Origin of the sequence: Bartonella sp. W8167, assembly GCF_016100335.1 — a bacterium.
GTDB lineage: Bacteria > Pseudomonadota > Alphaproteobacteria > Rhizobiales > Rhizobiaceae > Bartonella > Bartonella apis.
This window is the reverse complement of sequence record NZ_JACFSQ010000001.1, coordinates 1189151-1211605: the sequence shown is the minus strand read 5'-3', so window position 1 is coordinate 1211605 and position 22455 is coordinate 1189151. Positions and strand designations below refer to the sequence as shown.

Sequence of the window (22455 nt, the reverse complement as noted above, 5' to 3'; positions counted from 1 at the left end):
TTTGATGATTTTTCGTGGTAGTTGTTAACCATAGCGACGAAGATATGCGACTTGCTACCGTCTTCTCCTGTTTATTATCCTTTCGTTAAAAACTTGCCGCCAGATTGGGTGCAGTGAGCTACAGACGTTGTTTGTGACAAATGGCGTCGTGCTCGAAAATGATGCGCAAAACTGGAAGCGACAAGGTTTTAATCGGAACAATGGAAACATTGAACGCAACATTGACAGTAAACAGCCAGGGTATTTTGCTTCAAAATGCCGCGCCAAACTGTTTTTTGGGATATTTAAAACAAAGCGATTCTTTGTCGGATCATGTACATATCAATGATCGTATCATTCTTTTGTCATTCCTAGCAGATGTTCGCGAAAACCGTATTGCCTCGCCGATTTCAATTCGCATGAACGGACTTGATCGTACGCGATTCGTTTCGGTTATTGTCCATTGTCTTTCGACAGACCAAAAAGTCATCAAGCTTTTTATCGAAGCTAACAGCGACGAGATCAATGATATAGACGTGAGTGCGGTTTCGCCTTTTGCACGCGCCGCCCATGAAATGCGCACACCTTTAAACGCAATACTGGGATTTGCCGACCTGCTTGATTTTGTCGAAGACAAGAGTGCAGCGGACGGAAAGCGCCATGAATATATCGCAATGATTAAAAAGGCGGGTAACCATCTGTTGGGAATCGTCAACAAGACATTGAAAGATCAAAATCGACAGCTTGATGAAAACGGCGCCGGTACCTGCCTAGTTGCCAATGTGCTCAACGAGACCTTGGAGCTCACTTTGCCGCTGCACGGACATAGAAAAATTGCTCTTGCCGGCACTGAAATACCGATTAGCTGTTGTCTTGATACGCTATCGTTCCGTCAGATATGCATGAACCTTATTTCAAATGCTATAAAATATAGCAATGATGACGGACATATCGACATTCATGTTGCAACCCGCTCCGACAATTATTGTGAAATCACTATCAAGGATGACGGAATCGGAATGGATGAGCAACATATTGCGCGTTTGGGATTGCCATTCTTGCGTGCGTCCGACGTTGTCGTCTGTAAGATCGAAGGTGTCGGCCTCGGTCTTGCTATGGTGTTCGATCTGGTCAAACGTGCGAACGGTCAAATCTCGTTTGAAAGTCAAAAGGGAAAAGGTACGCGGGTGAAATTGCTTTTGCCGATTGATCCGACAAGATTGGTCACCCCGTTCAACAATTCTTCAACCGAACCGGTCAATGGCGATGGGTCCTCAAATAATCAATATCTTCTAACCCCGAAAACAAAAATTAGGAACAATGGCAAGTCAACGAAAAACATCACGAACCCGAGCCGGAAAACAGCGTAGTCTGTTTCTTGCAATTCTCTCCGGATTGGGCCATCTGCTGCGCTTGTTTGTCGCGTGGGTATATCGTCATGCGCGAAAAAACCCGCTCATGGCATGTGGTTTTTTCCTATTTTTAGTGGGATTCGGTTTTGTAACGTTCAACGCACTTTTCTACCAAAGTGCAAGCCACCATGCGGTTTTTATCCAGACCCGTCCACTGGCACAGCAGATCTCGGCGCCTTCTGCCCAGAGTACGTCTAACAAAGCGGATCATGCACAGGAAGGGACTGTCTCTGCAGTATCCTCATCTGCCTCTCCGGCTTCTCAAACGCAACCGTCACCGACGTCCAAAGAAACAACGCTTCCTGACAATTTATTGGATGCCCAGAAGATGTTGGCTGCAATGGGGCTTTATGACGGTCCTCTTGATGGACTAGATGGCCCAAAAACGAGAAATGCTATCGCATTATGGCGGCAAAATTCCAAAGGGAACGGAAATCCGAATGGGGGCAAACAACAGGATGATATTGCCTCTTTGATCAGCGGAGCTTTACCAAAGTCGGGCAATGTGGATCAGGTTACAACACAATCACTATCAACCACCAGGCAGGCTGTTGCCAATGGTCAAAATATCGCTGCCGTAAAGGAAGCTGCGGGAAACCAAAACAAAACAGGCGCGGATAATGGTGATGTTAAAATATTGCAAGCCACACCAGCAGTTGCAGCATCACAACAAGCGATGAACACCAACGGATTTAAAGCGGGAACTGCCGATATTATGCGCGTTCAGGCGGGGTTACGTGCATTCGGAGATGATCATGTGGTGGTAACCGGCACAGAGGATGAAAACACAGCTGAAGCGTTGAGGAATTTTCAAAAAATGTTCAGCCTGACCATCACCGGAAAAATCAATCAGGAAGTGATTGATAAAATGAAAGATATCGGCCTTATCGGATAGATTCGAGGCTCGGAACGGGTGAAACGTCAATCGGCCACATGATGTGTCGGAATTCTAAACGTCTGAATTCTAAACTTAAGATCATAAATAAAGTTCGGCTATCGTAGTTTGTTTTCCTTTGATAGTTTATTTAGAAATTGAATAGTTCGGGTAACGGCAGGCTGACAGTCGTATTTGAATTTCATTCAAGCTTTGTCGTTCAAGGGCAGATTTTCGGAGTATGGAATGCGTCTTACGTCAGATTTCTGGACGGCGGCTTTAATGCGCCGTGTTCGCGCAGAGGGCGGTTTTGCTTATCTTACCCGTCGTGGCTCCAACGAAGCAGGTACGATTTTCATTCTGGATCGTTTGGACGATGGAAAGGTTGATCTTTATGGACCGGCTCCACAAAGCTTTTATACCGAACAAAGCGGCCGCGACGAACGTTGTTTTATAAAAATTTTGGCAGATGTCGAAGAGGCAGCCGCGGTTGAAAAGCTTGAAAAAGAACTACAATTCGATGCCGATTTATGGTTGGTCGAATTTGAAAATTATAGTCCGCAACAATTGCCGTTCAACACCGTGAAAGCTTGAAACGCCTAGTAATCAAGCGTCTGGCAATGGGCATGGTTAAGGAACTCATCGCCATTATTTGTCAACTTGGTCTTTAGACTGCGAAGGATAACAAATCCATCAGCAATATCTTCTCCTATGAGCACAGAATTTTCAACACTTTCCGGTGTTGATTGCTTCAGTTCCATGATCTGACCGGGATTACCGATGACAAGATCAAGCTTTCCGTTCGGCATAGTGTGATTATTCAAGCTGTAAAAATTGGTTCCGTTACGGTCATAAACCGACATTGACCAGAATGGAGCAGTACCTTCGGCCTTGATGTGGACGGGGCCGTCATCAAGATTAAAGCGGCAAGCTTTGAGGTGGAATAACGGGTCGGTAGAGGCAACGATCGGATTATCTTCGCCAAGCGGGGCAAAATTATATTTGTTATTTGTTGCGAGCAAACGTTTCCACGTATTGAGTTCGCTGAAATGGGGTACCATTAACACCACGCAAATGTGAACAATAATGGCTCCTATAATCCCGACCAGAAGCGCGTAGATTAATTTAGTCACAGTTGCGTACTCCCGTTGGAACAACCTCGACTGTTGGCATATTGAGTTTTTGTAGTGCTGTCGAAGTCACAATCGGTGTGTCGTAAAGTGTCAGGATCAATCCATATTCGCGCTTGCCCCGCGTAGCGAGCCAGTTTCCAGCTTGCGGTTGAGGCGAAACCAGTACATTCAATGTTCCATCCTGATTCCAGACGACGTTGGAACTTGTTAATTCGTTAGGAAGTTTGTCATCTACCCATTGGGCACGCAATTCATGGTCTGCGGCATAAAGGGTAAACAATCTGGTTTCAGGCAGAAAACCTTTAAGGCGGTAAGTGCACCGGCTTTTCAAGGAGTGGTTGTGGTTATCCCGCCAGAGCTGGAAAACCAAGCCTTCGGTTCTGCCTAAAGAAATATCACCGCGCTTTGCAGCACGGGCACGTGCATAGGCATCCGCCTCGTCGGTTCCAGCCTGCGGATAGGCTTCCCATTGACCGATTTTCAAGCGGCCGAAACCGTCGAAACTATCGAGGACATAATTGACGCTTAAGGCTCCGCCGACGATAGCTATGAAAAGGCTTAGAGTGACGAGAAATATGCGATAAAACATAAAGCGGCTTTTCCTGTTTCTTGCCCTTCCGGTTTAACGTATCTCACTTGTCGAAGAGGATACGACGTGCGCCGAACTTGCGGGCGTTAGAAGTGGTGCCTTCTGAAACTCTTCAATCAGTGATTTGATAACCTTTGAAGAGGCGGGCGAGAGCACCTGTGGCAGGTCGGGAGCAATATTTTCATTGGAATTATCGGTTTCGGAATGTTTCGAATTGGAAAGGATCGAGTTTTCGACGCCAAAAAGTGGTTTGATAGTCGTGTTTTGATGGGCATATAGCATTATGCGGTTCCACATCATTGCAGGCACAACGCCGCCGAATGCGCGGTTCATTGACGAAAAATCGTCATTTCCCATCCAGACTGCACCAGTATAATTTCCGGTAAATCCGACGAACCATGCGTCACGATAAGCTTGAGATGTTCCGGTTTTCCCGGCAACGAGTGTCATCGGTAATTGAGCGCGTTTGCCGGAGCCCCGTGTGGTCACGCCTACCATCATCTGGTTCATATAGGCCGCAGATTGTGCACTCATCACCCGATGTGGTTTTTCGCCATCTCTCGTCCAATCCCAAATAACTTTACCATCTGATGTCATAATCTGGGTAAAGCCATGACGATTACCGGCCATACCGCCGTTGGCAAACACATTGAAACCGGTTGCCTGATCGAGCGGAGTCATGTTGGATGTGCCAAGAACCATCGTCTTATGCGAAAAGATATTTGCGTCAATGCCCATATTCTTGATCAGATCGCGAATAGGCTGCGTATCGCGATTAAGATATTGATAGGTTATCCGAACCGGTACTGTATTGATCGAAAAGGCGAGAGCCGTTGCAAGGTCAACATTGCCACTGTAACGGCCGGAATTATTATGAGGTGACCAACCACCCCAGTTGATCGGAGCGTCGGAAATAATTGTTTTCGGAGTGAGGCCACGTTCCATCGCAACAGCATAGACATAAGGTTTGAAAGACGAACCCGGTTGACGTCCGCCCTGGGTCGCGCGGTTGAATTGGCTTTGTTGATAATCGCGCCCGCCGACAATGGCTCTAACCGCCCCGTCATTATCAAGAATAACAGCTGCGGCCTGTGTGGCCTTATATTGCGCGCCATATTGCTGAAGATAATATTCAATCGATTCGTCGGCGGCTTTCTGTATGCCTTGATCAAGAGTCGTGCGAACGACGACATTATGGTTCGGTAATTTGTTGCCAAGTTTTCTTACTTCATCGAATGCCCAATCAAGGAAATAGTTCGGCTCGTCATTATCAAGCTCTGTGACGACACTTGCGGGATGGCGTCGTGCCCCGATAACCTGTCCTTCGGTCATCAAGCCGTCATCCACCAGATTCGACAACACAACATTGGCACGTGCCCGTGCTGCCGGCAGGTTGACATGGGGGGCATATTTCCCGGGTGCTTTGAAAAGTCCGGCAAGCATTGCAGCTTCGGCAAGCGAAACATCACGTATATCTTTGCCAAAATAAAAACGTGAGGCAGCTGCAATACCGAACGCACCACCACCCATGTAAGCCCGATCAAGATAGAGCTGCAAAATCTGTTTTTTGGAAAGATTTGCTTCAAGCCATATTGCCAGATAGGCTTCCTTGATTTTTCGCTCGAACGTTCTTTCATTATTCAGAAAAAGATTTTTTGCCAATTGCTGGGTGAGTGTCGAGCCACCCTGAACAACACCATGAGCGCGCAAATTTTGACTGAATGCGCGTGACAAACCATAAAAATCGATTCCCCAATGTTCGAAGAAACGCCTATCTTCAGTTGCCAGAACCGCTTTGATAACAAAATCAGGCATCTCCTCAATTGGCACGGGCTCGCCATGGAGCGCACCGCGGCTTCCGATGTAATTACCATGTCTATCAAGAAAATTTACTGCAAAATCTTCCGGAGAATGCCAGTCTTTTTTCGTTAATGAAAAAACCGATACGCCGATGAAGGTGAAAATGGCAAAACCGATAAGTCCGAGGGTTAATCCTTCATCGACGACTTCCACGATCAGTCTCTTCCAGCCGCGAACGCGGAATCGACGCGATATAATCGTGGAATTTTCCCAGAAAACTGCCATTGCCCGCCCAAACCGGTAAAGGCAGGTGTCAATCCACGAATCAAGCCCGATCAAAAGAGGGCTACGGAAACGCTTCCTGTCACTTTTATTATTTTTTTTAAAACCGAACATGGAAAGCAATCCGTGTCATTGACTACAGCTTTTTAAGAGCAACGCAAACTCGCGTCTATATTAGCTTATCGAACCTTTAGAACGAAAGAGTTTTTTCTCTCTTAAGAATTAAATTAGAATGAAAGGTTAAGAGCTTTCACTATTTCATCAACAGGCCGGTCGATAAAGAACCGTAATCGAAACGGGTAGATTAGCCCAATTCCGCATGACCATTGAAAAATAGCGTTTTTCCCTAATATTAAAGTAAATATGGTAGCAGTTTGCAAATGACGGCTTTTCATGGATTATAGGAAGTTGGAAATATCGGATAATAAATAAACGGTTTGTTCATTTTGTATTCAGACAAAATAGGATATGAGTGCGTTATCATGAAAAAGTTTCTGTTTTTTTTAATTCTGACATGTTTTGCAGGTGCAACCGGAGCTTATGCGGCCGATTGCACGGAAGTAGGAAAACGTGTTGCAACAGAGCAGGGCGGCACATTGGCCCGTGCTACACTTGATACACAAAATGGCAATACCTGCGTTGTAATAGTTCTCATTCCCGCCCGTGACGGCGAAAAGCCGCGCCGCGTTGAAGTAGCAGTACCTGCAAACTGAGAAAGCGTCGGAAGCATCGTTAATGAGAATTCTCGTTGTAGAGGATGATCGCGATCTCAATCGCCAGCTGGTCGAAACACTTAACGGGGCCGGATATGTTGCTGACCGCGCGTATGATGGCGAGGAAGGGTATTTTTTGGGGGATACCGAATCTTATGATGCTGTCGTCCTTGATCTCGGTTTGCCAAAAATGGATGGCATTAGCATCGTTGAACGGTGGCGGGAGAATTCGCGTTCAATGCCTGTTCTGATTTTAACAGCGAGGGATCGGTGGTCGGATAAAGTTGCAGGCATTGATGCCGGAGCCGATGACTACGTCGTAAAACCCTTTCATATGGAAGAAGTCCTTGCACGCCTGCGCGCGCTGATAAGACGCGCATCCGGACATGCGTCAAGCGAGCTTGTCTGCGGGCCGATTACCCTTGATACCAAAACCTCGCGGGTTACAGTCAATGGCAGCCAGATCAAGCTGACATCACTGGAATTTGCTCTGTTATCCTTCCTTATGCATCATCAGGGTGAAATCATATCGCGCACCGGTTTGACAGAACATCTTTACGATCAGGATTTTGACAGGGATTCCAATACGATTGAAGTGTTCATAGGCCGGTTGCGAAAAAAATTGGGCGTCGATGTTATAGAGACGATACGCGGTATGGGTTACCGCTTGAAAGCCCCTGAATAATAGAAAATGTTTTGCCCATGGAAACGGTAAAAGGCGAAACGAACTGGAAGCTTTTTTTCAAGACCATCAGTAAATCACTGGGGCTTCGGGTCAATATATTTTTGACTTTGTGGATTATTGCAGCGCTGGCCTTCATATCGGTTGTCAGCCTCGTCTTCTACCGCCAGTCAAATAACGATTATCTGGAGCGCATTCTTACAGCTCACCTTTATAGTCTGATATCATCGGTTAATGTTTCTTCCGACGGAAAGCTGCAAGGAAATCCCGAACTCGGGGATATACGATATTCTGACCCTTCTTCCGGCTGGTATTGGGAAGTGGTCGCACTATCCGGTAATCTCAAGGGTAGACTGACTTCTTCGTCGCTGGGAGTAAAAAAAGTAGCCTCTCCAAGCGAGAAAACAGATCCTTTCGATCCAAAATTTTTTCGTTCATATAGAACTAAAGGACCGGAAGGCCAGCGCTTGCGCGTTGTCGAAAGTGATGTTATTTTAGACAACAAAAATCGTGTTGCCCGCTTTCGCGTTATGGGAAATATTGATGAAACGCGAGCAGAACTTGAAAAATTCAAGAAGACATTGCTCCTCTATCTTTCGTTATTCGGTGCTGCAAGTATTCTCATCAATCTTGTCATCATTTACATCAGTTTGCGCCCCCTTCAACGGATAAGGCACTCATTGGCCGATATTCGTGCTGGCAAGGCCAACCACCTTGACACGGATCTGCCTTTGGAAGTTATGCCGCTTGTCGGTGAAATGAACGCGTTGATTGATAATAACCAACGTATTGTTGAACGTTTTCGCGTCCAGGTGGGAAATCTTGCCCACTCGTTGAAAACGCCTTTATCAGTCATATCCAATGAAATCGATCAAAGCGCCAGCAAACCTCTTGATCGTAATTCGCTTAATGTAAAACTGCTTAAAGAGCAGACCGATATTATGCGTGCCCAGATTGACCGTTATTTACAGCGTGCCCGCATCGCTGCCCAACGTGATAGTGTTATTTATCGCACACCAATTCGACCATTATTGGAGCGACTTGTCAGAGTTATGGGTAAGCTCAATTTTTCGAAAGAAATTTCTTTCTCGATGGACGAACCCGAGATTATCTTTATCGGAGAAAAAGAGGATATCGAAGAGATGGTCGGAAATATTCTCGAAAATGCCTGTAAATGGGCGCAAAAGCGGGTCGTTTTAAGCTGTAAAACTTTAAACAAAGAGGTTGCAGACGCAGATTCTGTTCACCCGATGTTTGCCCTTTCTGTTGAAGATGACGGCCCGGGACTTCCTAAAAACCAGCGCAAAGATGCCCTTGAACGGGGCAAAAGATTGGATGAAAGCAAGCCGGGAACAGGACTTGGACTTGCAATCGTTGCGGAACTTGTTGGCGAATATGGAGGAAGTGTCGAATTGACAAACTCAAAGCTTGGCGGGCTTTGCATAACGCTTACTCTGCCTTATGCAAACTCATGAAAAATTCGGGCGAGGCTTCTTACAAACAGTCGGAATGAAAAGATGCATTCGCGCACTTCATTTCCTGTTCTGCACCGGGCAAATATAAGCGTGTTTGAAAGTCACAACACTTCGCCAATTCCATAAAAGTTTATAGCATTGACGGTGTTTGACAGCTGTCATGAGACACGATCATCGGTCGCAACAATTATTCGCTCGAAATTAATCGCTCGAATATGTCTGCCGCTACCGGTAAAAAGAGCAGGCATCAATGATGCGTCGTCGAAATACCCATTGCCATATAATGTTTAGGTGCAGCCGGTTGGCTTGCCTCCAACTCGTGGAATGGTAATTGATAACGTTCACGCAACAACTCGCCCCCACGAGGTTTGATGTGCAAACCTCTTCTTTCAAGAATTGGAATGACGCTTTCGGAAAATACGTCAATGTCGAAGGGGAGTGAGGGAAACAGCACATTAAATCCGTCGGCTGCTTCATTTTCAAACCAGTTTTGCATTGTATCTGCGACTTCTTCGGCCGTTCCGACAACCAGAAGATGGCCGCGCGAGCACATGAAGCGCTCTACCATTTGTTTCAGTGTAAGCTTGCGCAAACGAGCATCACCCAGAATAAGACGAGTGCGGCTTGGTGCGGTTTCAACATCTGCCATTTTCAATAAAGCTTCAGGGAGTGGTTCATCAAGTGGCAGGCCGGACAAATCTTTATCGAAAATGTAGGAAAGACGCTGGATACCCGATTGAGGTACAGCAAAACTGTTCAGATAATTGAATTTTGCTTCTGCTTCTTCATGTGTTTTGCCAATGACCGGAACGATTCCCGGAAACACCAATATATCATCAAAATTCCGGCCATCTTCTTCTGTGCGATGTTTGACATCTTTATAAAACTGCTGTGCGCCGGCCAAATTGGATTGTACAGTAAAAGCCAGATCGGCGTAGCGGGCAGCAAACGAACGACCGATTTCGGAGGCGCCACCTTGTGCCAATATCGGCTTTACCTGTGGCGAACGTGGCACAGTGAGCGGACCGATAGAACGCGTATATGAACCGGTATAATTGGCATTATGAACTGCTGAAGGATCAAGATAAAGACCGGTTTTTTTATCGGCAATGCGTGCACCGGGTTGCCAGCTTTCCCAAAGTGTCATAACGGCATTGAGAACATCTTCGGCACGTGCATAACGTTCCTGACAGGGGGCAATAACATCCCGCCCGAAATTTTTTGCTTCCGACAATGTTGTTGATGTCACGATATTCCAACCGACCCGACCATTGGAAATATGATCAAGCGAAGCAAAGCGTCGGGCAATATGATAAGGATGGTCAAATGTTGTGGAAGCTGTACCAATGAGGCCGATTTTTTCGGTGGTGGCAGCCAATGCCGATAAAACCACAACGGTGTCAAGCGCGCCGCTTACGCTATATTTTACTTCATGTTGAAGAGCAAGAATATCACCTAAAAACAGCGAATCGAATTGACCTCTTTCAGCCCGTTTTGCAATGTCTGTCCAATAGGACAGGCGGGTAATTGCAAGTGGATCAACATCCGGTAACCGCCAGGAAGCCGTATGACTTCCCAAACCGAACACCATGGCGTTCAAATACATCCGCCGCATTAATCAATCCTCTTAAAAGTTCGTCGGGAAAAAGAAAATTTATTTCGTTGAAATACAACTATACGTTATTTTGTTTCCAACTTTCCATAAAACATTCCGTGAGCTTTTATACCCCACTGTTTTTCCTATATATTTTAAAAAATAGTGTAACTTTGTGACGAAAAAAAGTTTTGTAATCCGTTTCCTAAACCGATATGAAAAAGGAGTAACGGAATTTGTTGGTGTCAGCATGAAGATACGCAGTTTCATCCTGTTGGTTTTGTTTGCAGCTTTATCGGCTTGTAGCCATAGTCGTGCACCGAATGGTGTAACAGGGCTTGCCGATACAAAGGTTATTTTGCAAACCATGGGAAACGGATTGTTGGGATCATCGATACAGTCGCTTTCAAAAGACGATCGCAAGCAGGCACTTGAAGCCGAATATAAAGCACTTGAATATACAGATGCCGGAAAAACAGTGACCTGGACATCCGCCAAAAATGGGGCATCGGGTAGTGTCACACCGGGGCAACCCTATCAAGTCGGTTCACAAAATTGTCGCCAATATAGCCATTCATTCACAATTAATGGTGTTCCACAAACCGTTCATGGTAGTGCATGTCGTAACGCAAACGGTACATGGTCGCCGCTCATTTGACACATTTCATCAATCCTCCATCGCCTAGTCAATCAATTTGACGCGAGAAAACAGTGCAGGTTCTGGTTTTTTCTCTAACGTTTCTATATTGAACTCATCATGACATTTTGGGTTATCGTTCTCATTTTCGCAGCCATAGTGACAATGGTTGTGCTCTATGCCGTTAGTCGCCCGATCAAAAACGGGCAGGGACGGGTGGTTGTGGATTCTTCCACGTCGGATATCGAAATATATAAAAACCAATTATCCGAACTTGATGCTGATTTGAAGCGCGGCCTGATTGACAAGGAAAGCGCTGACGAAGCAAAGCTTGAACTTTCGCGCAATATATTGACGGCTGAAAAGCAAAAAACCGGAAACGCTTTTATAAATCACCGCAGTCGCGGGTTAAAGGGCGTTATTATTGTAGCGGTTTTATGCGTGCCACTTATTACCATAGGTGTTTATTCGCTTTTGGGAAATCCGGGACTTCAAAGCCATCCTTTCAACGATCTTATGATGAAAGATCCCGCAGAACTGACGCCCGAAGAAAAGCTTATTCGCACGGAAGCACTTTTTGCGCGCAGTCCGGATGACGGAAAATTGGCGGACGAGCTTGCAACCGGTTATCTTGTTGCCGGACGTTTTCAGGATGCTGTCAATACATACGTCAGTGCTTTACGTTTGAATGGCGATTCTGCACCCCGTCTGGTGGGCTACGGGATGGCTCTTGTCGGCTATAATGGTGGAACGGTAAGTGAAGACGCCGAGAAAAGTTTCGAAAAAGCAGCAAAATTGTCTCCGGATGACTTCTATCCACGTCTCTTTATTGCTGAATCTCTCCGACAGGTAGGGAAAATTGATGAAGCAATATCAGGGCTGAAAGATTATCTTTCGCGACAAGTGAAAGACAATGCCGGACGCCAGCGTGTTGAAATGATGATTAAAGAGCTGGAGAAAGCAAAAATTGACGCCGCCTCCCGCGAACGGGGAGCTAAAGGCGGCGCGATTTCGGGAAACGACGAACCATCTTCCGGTACCGGAAAAAAACCAGTTGCCAGTGATAATGATAACAATGATGCCATTCACGCAATGGTGGAACGATTGGCACAAAAACTTGAACAAAATCCGGACAATCTTGAAGGGTGGAAACAATTGATTCATTCTTGGCTGGTTTTGAAGGAAACCGGAAAGGCAAGAAACGCGTTAAAAGAGGGAATATCGAAACTTACAAAAGATAAAGCGTCAGAGCTTGAGGCTTATGCAAAAGCGCAAGGGCTTGCGTTGAACTAAAAGTCTCTTAACGTGAAAGTCAGGAAACAAGATTATGAGCAATGAAACAGCCGTACGTTTGACAATCCAGAAAGGGTTGCGGCGTCGTAAGACCAAACGCCTGATGATGATATTGGGTGGGCTCGTCGTATTGGCGGTTGCAGCGGCGCTTGTTCTTTATGCCATGCGGGGTACCGCCAGTTTTTTCCGCATGCCTTCAGAAATAACCGGTGAAGATATTTCATCCGGCAGGCCTTTGCGGCTCGGTGGTTTTGTTGAAAAAGGTTCGGTTGATAAAGAAAACGGAACCAGAATAACGTTTGCAATTACCGATTTTTCCAACAAGGAAACTGTGAAATTCGATGGCGTTCTACCCGATCTTTTTCGCGAAGGTCAGGGAATCATTGCAGAAGGCCATTTTGTGCCGGATGGTGTTTTTGTTGCCGATCGTGTTTTGGCAAAACATGACGAAACCTATGTGCCGAAAGATATTGTCGATAGGCTCAAAGCCCAAGGATTGTGGGAGGCCTATCAGAAACATGAGCGTTGAGATCGGTTCTCTTGCACTCTGTGCGGCACTCGCTGTAGCAATATTCCAGACGATTGTTCCTGTCATCGGTGTTTACCGTTCCGATCGGCGTTTGGTTGATGCTGCCTCGCCTATTGCCCATCTTGTCTTTGTGCTTGTGCTCGTTGCATTTGCCACATTAATTCACGCCTATATTGTTTCGGACTTTTCGGTTCTGAATGTTGTGCAAAATTCGCATTCCGAAAAGCCGCTTCTTTATAAGATAACCGGCGTGTGGGGGAACCATGAAGGCTCAATGCTGCTTTGGGTTTTTATTATCACATTTTTTTCCTCTCTTATTGCACTTTTTGGCGGTAATTTGCCGGAGCGGTTGAAAGCACTGATTTTATCGACACAGGCGTCGATCACTACAGCATTTTTGCTGTTTATTCTTTTCACCTCAAACCCGTTCATAAGAGTTAATCCTCCCGCTCTTCAGGGACGTGATCTTAATCCTATTTTGCAGGATATCGGACTTGCTATTCATCCGCCGCTTCTCTATCTCGGCTATGTCGGCTTTTCGGTCTGTTTTTCATTTGCAATCGCTGCCTTGCTTGACGGGCGTGTTGATGCGGCCTGGGCACGCTGGGTGAGACCATGGACATTGGTTTCCTGGATATTTTTGACCGGTGGTATCATGGTCGGCTCTTATTGGGCCTATTATGAAATGGGGTGGGGTGGATACTGGTTCTGGGATCCGGTAGAAAATGCTTCACTGATGCCGTGGCTTGCTGGCACTGCGCTTCTTCATTCTGCTATCGTTTTAGAAAAGCGTGGGGCTTTGAAAATCTGGACGCTTTTTCTCGCCATTTTGACATTCTCCTTGTCGCTGATGGGAACTTTTCTTGTCCGCTCGGGCATTCTCACCTCGGTTCACAGTTTCGCGGTTGATCCGGCACGTGGACGTGCCATCCTTGCCATTCTGTTTTTCTTCATCGGCGCGGCATTAGTCCTTTTTGCCTTGCGTGCATCATCTCTTAAAACCGGTGGTCTGTTTCGTCCTATATCACGCGAAGGACTATTGGTTTTTAACAATCTATTTTTGACAACTGCAACGGCTACCGTGCTCATCGGCACGCTTTACCCCTTACTTCTGGAAACATTGACGGGCCAAAAGATTTCGGTTGGTGCACCTTTTTTCAATTTGACCTTCGGACCCCTTATGGTGCCGCTGTTATTGATGGTTCCGTTCGGCCCCCTTATGGCGTGGAAAAGGGGCGATATGCTTGCTGTTGCCAAACGGCTTTCGGGCGTTTTTGTACTGGCAATTATTGCAACATTGATTGTTTTTTACCAGACATCCTTGCGATCAATTCTCGCTTCCTTGGGGATTGGACTGGCAGCATTCGTCTTTTTCGGCGGCCTTTATGACCTCTGGTTCAAGAGCGGTACCAAAAGCACAGGATTTTTCGTCCGTCTAAGACGCCTTGGTAAATTGCCAAGGTCAAATTACGGCGCCGCATTGGCTCATATTGGCTTAGGCATTACATTGTTCGGCATTGTTGTAGTGGCAACCTTCGGTCAAGAAAACATTTTGAGAATTGGGGCAGGTCAGAACGCAACGATAGCGGACAAACAGGTGCTGCTTGAAGGTGCCCGTAATGTTCATGGTTCCAACTATTCGGAAACCCAATTCCAATTTTCAGTATCGAAGGCGGGCAAGGATTTGGGAACCATCACAGCAGCCAAGCGCTTTTATCCTTCGCAAAATATGCCGACAACAGAATCGGGCATAAAGAATTATGGGCTGTCCCAACTTTACATTGCTCCGGGCGACGTTAATAACAACGGATTGGTGCTTCATATCTGGTGGAAACCGGAAGTTGTCTGTATCTGGCTTGGTGCAATATTTATGATGATTGGCGGGCTCTTTTCGTTGTCGGATCGCAGGCTCCGCGTAGGTGCTCCGCAACGCGCGTTAACCCGTAGCAAAAAGTCGAAGAAGGGGGCTTGATGCGTTTTTTTTGTCGAATCTTTGCTGCCTTTTATTTTTGCTGTTTGATAAATAGTGCCGGCTTGGCGGTGTTACCGGACGAAGTTTTGCAAGATCAGGCACTTGAAGCACGGGCGCGCGATATTTCTTCGCATTTACGCTGTCTCGTTTGCCAGAATGAATCGATTGACGATTCAAATGCGCCGCTTGCCCGCGATTTACGACTTATTGTACGCGAACGTTTGAAAGCCGGTGACACAGATACTGAGGTTGTCGACTATCTGGTTGCCCGCTATGGCGAATTTGTGTTGTTAAAACCACGATTGAATGGTGAGACGATACTTTTATGGCTTGCACCACTTTTGATTATCGTGATTGCCGGAGGGGCGATTATCTTTAGGGTCAAGCGGCGCAAACACAACAAGTTGATGCCGCTCAGCGAAGCTGAAAAACAGCAACTTGACCGGATATTGAAGGCGAAAAAGCGGTAACCCGTCAAAATACAAGAAAAAGGACGGAATGATCTTTTTGAAAAGACTTGCATTTTCTTAAAACCTTACAAAATTTTAATAAATTGGACAGGCGATGGTAAGGTTTGACATCTTATCTTTCCGTCAACATATGCGTTAAAGCCGCAGTCTAGAAGGAGTTTATGAGAATGCAGATGTCCCCTATTCGCAAAACGTTGGCAACTATTACGATGTCAACCGCTTTGGCGGGATCGATGATTTTCGCAGGACCGGGTTTTTCTACCAATATTGCTCAGGCAAAACCGGTTTACGTTGAAGGTGTTCAACAGCAAAGTTTTGCCAATGTCGTCGAACAGGTAAAGCCCGCAGTTGTTTCCGTTCAGGTCAAGAGCGACAAGAAAAATGGTGATCAGGGATTTACGGGATTTTTTGGTGGTCCCGGCATAGACCAGTTGCCTGATGATCATCCGCTCAAACGTTTTTTCAAGGATTTTAATGAACATCACCGTCCGCAGGCGCGTCCGGGCCAACGGTCGAAACCGCGGCCGATCGCACAGGGGTCGGGCTTCTTTATTTCTGAAGATGGCTATATCGTCACCAATAATCACGTTGTTTCGGACGGAACAACCTATTCGGTTGTGCTTGATGATGGAACCGAGCTTGATGCAAAATTGGTTGGGACCGATCCGCGTACCGATCTTGCTGTGTTGAAAGTCAACGACAAGCGCAAATTTGTCTATGTTGATTTTGCCGACGATTCAAAAGTTCGCATCGGTGATTGGGTTGTGGCTGTCGGTAATCCGTTCGGACTTGGCGGAACAGTGACAGCCGGTATTGTCTCGGCACGCGGGCGTGATATCGGCGCTGGTGTCTATGACGATTTTATCCAGATTGATGCAGCGGTTAATCGCGGTAATTCTGGTGGTCCGACTTTTGACCTTAACGGTCAGGTCGTCGGCATTAATACGGCGATTTTCTCGCCTTCCGGCGGCAATGTTGGCATTGCTTTTGCCATTCCCTCGTCAACTGCAAAACAGGTTGTTGACCAGCTTATTAAAAAAGGTTCGGTCGAGCGCGGCTGGATCGGTGTTCAAATTCAACCTGTTACCAAAGAGATTGCCGATTCCATCGGCTTGAAGGAAGCCAAAGGCGCAATGGTTGCCGATCCTTTGGATGGACCGGCAGCAAAAGCCGGTGTCAAGGCCGGTGATGCAATCATTTCTGTCAACGGTGAACAGGTTGCCGACGCACGCGATCTTGCACGCCACATTGCAAATATCACACCGGGTGAAACCGCAACACTTGGTGTTTGGAGAGATGGCAAACAGACCGATATAAAGGTAAAAATTGCCGCAATGCCGAAAGACGAAAACAAGAGCGATGGAAGGGTTTTGCCTCAAGGCGAAAACGGTTCATCTGAAACACTTGATGATTACGGTTTGACTGTCACTCCTGCCGAGGAAGGCTCGGGGCTTGTCGTAACCAATGTCGATCCGGATTCCGATGCGGCGGATAAGGGAATTCGTCCCGGCGATGTTATCATGACGGTCAATAACCATCCGGTGAAGAAAGCTGCCGAATTTGTTGATGCAATCAAGGAAGCAAAGAAATCCGGACGTACAGCCGTTTTGTTGCAAGTTGAAAGCAATGGACAAAACCGTTTTGTTGCTTTGCCGATTGCCAATAAATAGGCGTCATATGTGTAAACAAGCTATGGCAAAGTTTTGCCATAGCTTATGCTTGTTTTAGTTATGCGAGGTGCTCTTTATGAAAGTTCTTGTTATCGAAGATGATCGTGAAGCATCGCGCTATCTGGAAAAAGCTTTAACAGAGGCAGGGCATTCTGCCGATGTTGCCGGTGATGGCGAAACAGGAGAAACATTGGCAGAAAATGGTCATTATGACGTTCTCATTGTTGATCGTATGCTACCGAAAAAGGATGGATTGTCGGTTATCATGGCGCTTCGCGCCAAGGGTATCGAAACGCCGGTACTTATTCTTTCGGCATTGGGACAGGTTGATGATCGTGTAACGGGTTTGCGCGCCGGAGGCGATGATTACCTGACGAAACCCTATGCCTTTTCAGAATTGCTCGCCCGCATAGAAGTGTTACAGCGGCGTAAAAATCCTAAAGAAGCCGAAACAATTTATCGCGTGGGTGACTTGGAACTTGATCGTTTGGCGCACACTGCCAAGCGTGGAGGCCAGGATATCATTCTGCAGCCAAGGGAATTCCGTTTGCTTGAATATCTGATGCGTCATGCCGGACAAGTTGTTACGCGCACTATGCTTCTCGAAAATGTCTGGGACTATCATTTCGACCCGCAAACCAATGTCATTGACGTTCATATTTCGAGACTTCGCTCGAAAATTGAAAAGGGTTTTGATACACCGCTTCTTCATACCGTACGCGGTGCCGGCTATATGTTGAAAGCAGTTGATAAACCATCATGAGCAGGATCAAAAGCCTAATGCGCACCACGGCCGTGCGCCTGTCAGCCCTTTATGTCATTCTTTTTGGACTGGTTGCCATCGGGCTTTCGATTTATATGACGTCACTCGCTGTTTCCATGTTGACCGAACAGACTGAACAGACGTTGAATGAAGAGGTCGGCAATATCGCGCATGCCTATCAACACGGTGGGTTACCACTTCTTGTGCGAACCATTGATCGCCGGTCACGTCAACCGGGTGCTTTTCTTTATCTTGTAGCTGATCCACAGGGACGGTTTTTGGCCGGTAATGTACAAAGTATAGAACCGGGACTCTTGAATGGTAGCGGCTTACTTCACAATTCCGTCGTTTATTCGCGGTTTGGCGATAGCGGGGAAAAGATAAAACATCGTGCTATTGCAACTGTAATTGATCTGCCAAACGGAATGAAATTGCTGGTTGGGCGCGACATCGGCGAGCCTGAAACTTTTATTGTTATTATCAAAAAGGCATTGATGTTTGCGTTGGCTGCCATGGCTGTTGGAGCATTGCTCATCTGGTTTTTTGTCGGCAGGCGCGCCTTGAAACGCATAGATCAGGTGACGGCTGCTTCCCAGCGCCTTATGGCCGGAGATTTGACAGGAAGGCTTCCGGTTTCGGGGGCAGGCGATGAGTTCGATCGGCTTTCTGCAAATCTCAATGTCATGCTTGACCGTATTGAAGAACTCAATGTCGGCCTACGCCATGTATCAGACAACATTGCCCACGACTTGAAAACACCTTTAACACGGTTGCGTAATCGCGCTGATGAAGCATTGTCTAGGCGCGACAAAGATGTTGATTATCGTCAAACGTTGGAGGCAATTATTGCTGAATCCGACCAATTGATCCGCACATTCAACGCTATCCTCATGATCTCCCGTATCGAGGCCAGCACATCGGTCGAGCATCTGGAAAGGCTTGACGCACGTCCTATTGTTGAAGATGTCGGGGAGCTCTACGGGCCGGTTGCCGAAGAAGCAGGCGTTACATTCAAGATGGGCAAAACATTTGATGTAACCTTGTTGTTAAACAGGGAACTTCTGGCGCAAGCACTCATCAATCTGATCGAAAACGCCATCAAATATGGTACGGTACCTGAAAGAAAGCCTTTGGTATCGTTATCTATGGCAAAAAATGCTGGCCGTATCGAAATTATCGTGAGTGACAATGGCACGGGTATTGCGCCTGAAGACAGGGAACGGGTCACCAAACGGTTTGTGAGACTTGAAGATAGCCGCACAAAACCGGGTTTTGGAATCGGCTTGAGTTTGGCAAAAGCCGTTATGAAACTTCATGGTGGCGAACTTATACTTGAGGATGCAAAGCCCGGTTTGAAAGCTGTTCTTTCTTTTCCCGAGTTGTCACAAGAAAAAATCGGTACAAAAAAGCCATAACAGCAAAATTGGTGTCGCATAACATCAAACAGAAAAAGCTGCAGCTTAAGAAAAACAATAACACAGCATTTCAATTTAGTCGTTTGTCATTTCTGTTGTTCATTAAATAGTCTTCTATTAATGTTGAAAGACATGAGATAGCACTGTCATGCCGTATAATTAGGGAAGACGAAGAGTGATGCAACAAGCTTTCTGGAATGAAAAGTTGAAACATTTAACCCCGCTTGATGCAACCGGCGCACAATGGCTGGCCGATATGACAGACAAAGCCCGTGAAAATGGGCTCGAAGAACTTGCCAGCAAACTTGGAAAAGGCAAGGGCCAGTCGGAATTTCTGGGTACAGTCATGACGCTTTCACCTTTTTTACGTGAAACGCTTGTGCGCAATCCGGCCTTTATTGCTCCGCTTCTTCATAAAGATATATCGGAACGGTTGCATGATTTGCTTGAGGAAACTTCGCGGATAGATAGGCTTGAAAATATCACCGAAGCGCTTTTGATGGCTTCACTGAGGCAAAAAAAACTTGAAATGCATGTGTTGATTGCGCTGGCTGATCTTGGCGGGCTCTTTACATCTGCCATGACGTCGGAATGGTTGACAAAACTTGCCGAGGTTACACTCGGGGCTGCCCTGCGATTTTTATTAAGAGATACACATAATCAAGGCAAAATCAGTCTTGCCGATTACAACAATCCGGAAAAAGGGTGCGGACTCGTTGTTCTCGGAATGGGAAAACTCGGTGCTCGCGAACTTAATTATTCTTCCGACATAGACCTTATTGTTTTTATTGACGAAACGTCGTCCCATATTGGCGAACCATTTGAAAGCATAGATGTTTTTTCCAAAATGATGCGTCGGCTTATCCGTATCATGCAGGAACGCACCGCTGACGGGTATGTTTTTCGCGTCGATTTGAGGTTGCGCCCCGATCCCGGCTCTACTCCTCTTGCTCTGCCAATAAGTGCGGCTCTCCATTACTATGAAAGTCGGGGACAGAATTGGGAACGTGCAGCCATGATCAAAGCGCGTCCTGTCGCAGGCGATATCAAGGCTGGTGAAGAGTTTCTCCACGAATTATCCCCCTATATATGGCGCAAATACCTGGATTATGCGGCTATTGCTGATATCCATTCAATCAAACGTCAAATTCATGCTTATAAAGGCCATGGGGAAATTGCTGTTCGCGGCCACAATGTCAAACTCGGACGCGGTGGAATACGCGAAATCGAGTTTTTTGTGCAAACCCAGCAATTGATCGCCGGCGGGCGTTTTCCCGAACTTCGGGGGAGGCGTACTGTCGATATGCTTGCCGAACTCTGTTCTCTCGGCTGGATCAATGTCGAAACACGCGATGTATTGAGCGAGAAATATGCTTATTTACGCAATGTTGAACATCGCATCCAGATGCTCGAAGATGAACAGACGCATATCCTGCCCGAGGATGATAGAGACTTTACCGCCGTTGCCTATATGATGGGGTACACAAATATCAATGATTTTACCCGCGATTTTCTGGAAACGTTGACAACCGTCGAACATCATTATGCAGCATTGTTCGAACAGGAAAAGGAACTAGGGTCGGAGGCCGGAAATCTGGTGTTTACCGGTGAGGATGATGACCCGGGCACGCTTGCAACATTATCGAAATTGGGCTTTTCACGCCCCAGTGATATTTGCCGCATCATCCGGACTTGGCATTTCGGGCGTTATCGTGCAACCCAATCTGCAGAAGCCAGAGAAAGATTGACAGAACTGACACCTGCGCTTCTTAAAGCATTTGGTGCTACCAAAAGAGCAGACGAGGCCTTGTCACGGTTTGATGCTTTTTTACAGGGGCTTCCGTCAGGTATCCAGCTCTTCAGCCTGTTACAATCCAATCCTTCGTTGCTGGATATGCTGGTTCTCATCATGAGCTCGGCACCGCGTCTTGCCGATATTATTACCAGAAAACCGCACATTTTCGACGGTATGCTTGATCCGGCAATTTTTGCCGAATTGCCGACAAAAACCTATTTGCAAAACCGGCTGGAATTTTTCTTAAGCGGCGTTTCCAACTATGAAGATATTCTTGATCAATTGCGCCTTTTTGCAAGTGAACAGCGCTTCCTCATCGGCATCAGGCTTCTTAACGGTGCTATCGAAGGTGAGCGCGCTGCACGTGCTTTCACTGATCTCGCCGATTTGATGATTGCCAATACACTTGAGGCCGTCGAGCAGGAATTTTCCCGTGTGCATGGTTTTGTCAAAGGCGGACGCGTCGGAATATTGGGGATGGGCAAACTTGGTAGCCATGAGCTTACGGCCGGTTCCGATCTCGATCTTATCCTGCTTTATGATTACGACAATAAGACAGAAATGTCGGATGGTGAAAAGCCGCTTTATATTTCCCAATATTACATGCGTCTGACGCAACGTCTGGTATCGGCTTTGTCGGCACCGACAGGCGAGGGGGTTCTTTACGAAGTTGATCTGAGATTGCGTCCATCGGGAAATAAGGGGCCGGTTGCTGTGCCGTTCGAGGCATTCGGAAAATATCAAAGAAATGAAGCGTGGGTGTGGGAACATCTGGCACTCACCCGTGCGCGCGGCGTTGCAGGCGACCAATTGTTTTTGCAAGAGCTTGAAGATGAAGTGGCCGCTATTATTGCTTTAAAGCGCGATAAGAAAAAGGTTTCCCATGATGTGCGCGAAATGCGCGAATTGATCGAGCAGGAAAAACCGCCGATCAATATATGGGATTTCAAAACAATGCGTGGTGGGCAAGTCGACCTTGAATTCATTGCTCAATTCGCATTGATTACGCACCAAAGCGAATTTGTTGTAGGCCGTACAACAGGCGAAGTTCTGGAAAAATTGCCCCAATCCTTCTTGTCTATCTCTTCCGTTGGCGAACTTCATCATGCTTATCGCGTATATACAAATTTAAGTCAGATGATGCGGTTATGCCTGAATGACAAGCTCGATCCGGATGATATGCCGCCGGGGCTGGCAGATCTCTTACAAAGGACTGTAGGCGAACCGGATTTGAACCACGTCGAGAGCCTGATTGTTGAAACGGCAAACACTGTTAGCCAAATTTTTGATGACGTGGTGGCCTGAGTTTTTGTGGATAGAGAGCGGGAGACTAATTTCTTATCCCGAAAACTATAAATTGCGTCAGTCTGTTAAGCTT

The 22455-nt window shown here is 46.6% G+C and carries 19 protein-coding genes; 15 read left to right on the top strand and 4 right to left on the bottom strand.

Going from position 1 to position 22455, the window contains the following annotated elements; genetic code table 11:
* Positions 1-158: 158 nt before the first annotated feature.
* The 3 genes from H3V12_RS05045 (at position 159) to H3V12_RS05035 (ending at position 2859) form a co-directional block, all read left to right on the top strand.
* Positions 159-1349: a HAMP domain-containing sensor histidine kinase gene (locus H3V12_RS05045; RefSeq protein ID WP_075870121.1), complete on the top strand. Its 1191-nt coding sequence runs from the start codon at positions 159-161 to the stop codon at positions 1347-1349.
* Positions 1300-2286: a peptidoglycan-binding domain-containing protein gene (locus tag H3V12_RS05040; protein ID WP_198213243.1), complete on the top strand. Its 987-nt coding sequence runs from the start codon at positions 1300-1302 to the stop codon at positions 2284-2286. The genes H3V12_RS05045 and H3V12_RS05040 overlap by 50 nt, the downstream gene beginning before the upstream one ends.
* A gap of 225 nt (positions 2287-2511) precedes the next feature.
* Positions 2512-2859: a DUF1491 family protein gene (locus H3V12_RS05035; RefSeq protein ID WP_198213235.1), complete on the top strand. Its 348-nt coding sequence runs from the start codon at positions 2512-2514 to the stop codon at positions 2857-2859.
* Positions 2860-2864: 5 nt separating this feature from the next.
* Here the strand turns inward: H3V12_RS05035 and H3V12_RS05030 are convergent, their stop codons facing one another.
* Genes H3V12_RS05030 through H3V12_RS05020 form a run of 3 tightly spaced genes read right to left on the bottom strand, consistent with a single transcriptional unit; the run spans position 2865 to position 6183 of the window.
* Entirely contained in the window at positions 2865-3398 is a 534-nt protein-coding gene (locus H3V12_RS05030; protein WP_198213234.1) for a hypothetical protein, read from the bottom strand.
* Complete coding sequence (locus H3V12_RS05025) at positions 3391-3987, bottom strand: DUF1214 domain-containing protein (protein ID WP_198213232.1); 597 nt, start codon at positions 3985-3987, stop codon at positions 3391-3393. The genes H3V12_RS05030 and H3V12_RS05025 overlap by 8 nt, the downstream gene beginning before the upstream one ends.
* Positions 3988-4020: 33 nt before the next feature.
* Complete coding sequence (locus H3V12_RS05020; RefSeq protein ID WP_198213230.1) at positions 4021-6183, bottom strand: PBP1A family penicillin-binding protein; 2163 nt, start codon at positions 6181-6183, stop codon at positions 4021-4023.
* Between the two features lie 368 nt (positions 6184-6551).
* Between H3V12_RS05020 and H3V12_RS05015 the strand changes: the two genes are divergently transcribed.
* Genes H3V12_RS05015 through H3V12_RS05005 form a run of 3 tightly spaced genes read left to right on the top strand, consistent with a single transcriptional unit; the run spans position 6552 to position 8939 of the window.
* Positions 6552-6782, top strand: coding sequence for a hypothetical protein (locus tag H3V12_RS05015; RefSeq protein WP_075870115.1), 231 nt, complete (start codon positions 6552-6554; stop codon positions 6780-6782).
* A gap of 22 nt (positions 6783-6804) precedes the next feature.
* Positions 6805-7467, top strand: a complete 663-nt coding sequence (locus H3V12_RS05010) for a response regulator transcription factor (RefSeq protein WP_198213228.1) — start codon at positions 6805-6807, stop codon at positions 7465-7467.
* Positions 7468-7484: 17 nt separating this feature from the next.
* Positions 7485-8939: an ATP-binding protein gene (locus H3V12_RS05005; RefSeq protein ID WP_198213226.1), complete on the top strand. Its 1455-nt coding sequence runs from the start codon at positions 7485-7487 to the stop codon at positions 8937-8939.
* A 247-nt stretch (positions 8940-9186) separates the two neighbouring features.
* Here H3V12_RS05005 and H3V12_RS05000 read toward each other — a convergent pair whose 3' ends face one another.
* Complete coding sequence (locus H3V12_RS05000) at positions 9187-10554, bottom strand: LLM class flavin-dependent oxidoreductase (RefSeq protein WP_198213224.1); 1368 nt, start codon at positions 10552-10554, stop codon at positions 9187-9189.
* Between the two features lie 229 nt (positions 10555-10783).
* Between H3V12_RS05000 and H3V12_RS04995 the strand changes: the two genes are divergently transcribed.
* The 9 genes from H3V12_RS04995 to H3V12_RS04955 all read left to right on the top strand — a co-directional run bounded on the left by H3V12_RS04995 (position 10784) and on the right by H3V12_RS04955 (position 22382).
* The gene (locus H3V12_RS04995; RefSeq protein ID WP_083650230.1) at positions 10784-11191 is read left to right on the top strand and encodes an RT0821/Lpp0805 family surface protein; all 408 of its coding nucleotides are present in this window, start codon (positions 10784-10786) and stop codon (positions 11189-11191) included.
* A gap of 99 nt (positions 11192-11290) precedes the next feature.
* Positions 11291-12463 carry a c-type cytochrome biogenesis protein CcmI gene (gene ccmI / locus H3V12_RS04990; RefSeq protein WP_198213222.1) on the top strand — a complete coding sequence of 391 codons (1173 nt, stop codon included), beginning with the start codon at positions 11291-11293 and terminating at the stop codon, positions 12461-12463.
* Positions 12464-12497: 34 nt separating this feature from the next.
* A complete protein-coding gene (gene ccmE / locus H3V12_RS04985; RefSeq protein WP_198213213.1) occupies positions 12498-12992 on the top strand; it encodes a cytochrome c maturation protein CcmE in 495 nt (164 codons plus the stop codon).
* Positions 12982-14964, top strand: coding sequence for a heme lyase CcmF/NrfE family subunit (locus H3V12_RS04980; RefSeq protein ID WP_198213212.1), 1983 nt, complete (start codon positions 12982-12984; stop codon positions 14962-14964). The genes ccmE and H3V12_RS04980 overlap by 11 nt, the downstream gene beginning before the upstream one ends.
* Entirely contained in the window at positions 14964-15434 is a 471-nt protein-coding gene (locus H3V12_RS04975; RefSeq protein WP_198213210.1) for a cytochrome c-type biogenesis protein, read from the top strand. Before H3V12_RS04980 ends, H3V12_RS04975 begins: the two co-directional genes overlap by 1 nt.
* 167 nt (positions 15435-15601) lie before the next feature.
* Positions 15602-17104, top strand: coding sequence for a Do family serine endopeptidase (locus H3V12_RS04970; RefSeq protein ID WP_198213207.1), 1503 nt, complete (start codon positions 15602-15604; stop codon positions 17102-17104).
* A gap of 76 nt (positions 17105-17180) precedes the next feature.
* The gene (locus H3V12_RS04965; protein ID WP_075870105.1) at positions 17181-17867 is read left to right on the top strand and encodes a response regulator transcription factor; all 687 of its coding nucleotides are present in this window, start codon (positions 17181-17183) and stop codon (positions 17865-17867) included.
* Entirely contained in the window at positions 17864-19282 is a 1419-nt protein-coding gene (locus H3V12_RS04960) for a HAMP domain-containing sensor histidine kinase (RefSeq protein WP_198213205.1), read from the top strand. Before H3V12_RS04965 ends, H3V12_RS04960 begins: the two co-directional genes overlap by 4 nt.
* 178 nt (positions 19283-19460) lie before the next feature.
* Entirely contained in the window at positions 19461-22382 is a 2922-nt protein-coding gene (locus tag H3V12_RS04955; protein ID WP_198213828.1) for a bifunctional [glutamine synthetase] adenylyltransferase/[glutamine synthetase]-adenylyl-L-tyrosine phosphorylase, read from the top strand.
* Positions 22383-22455 lie beyond the last annotated feature (73 nt).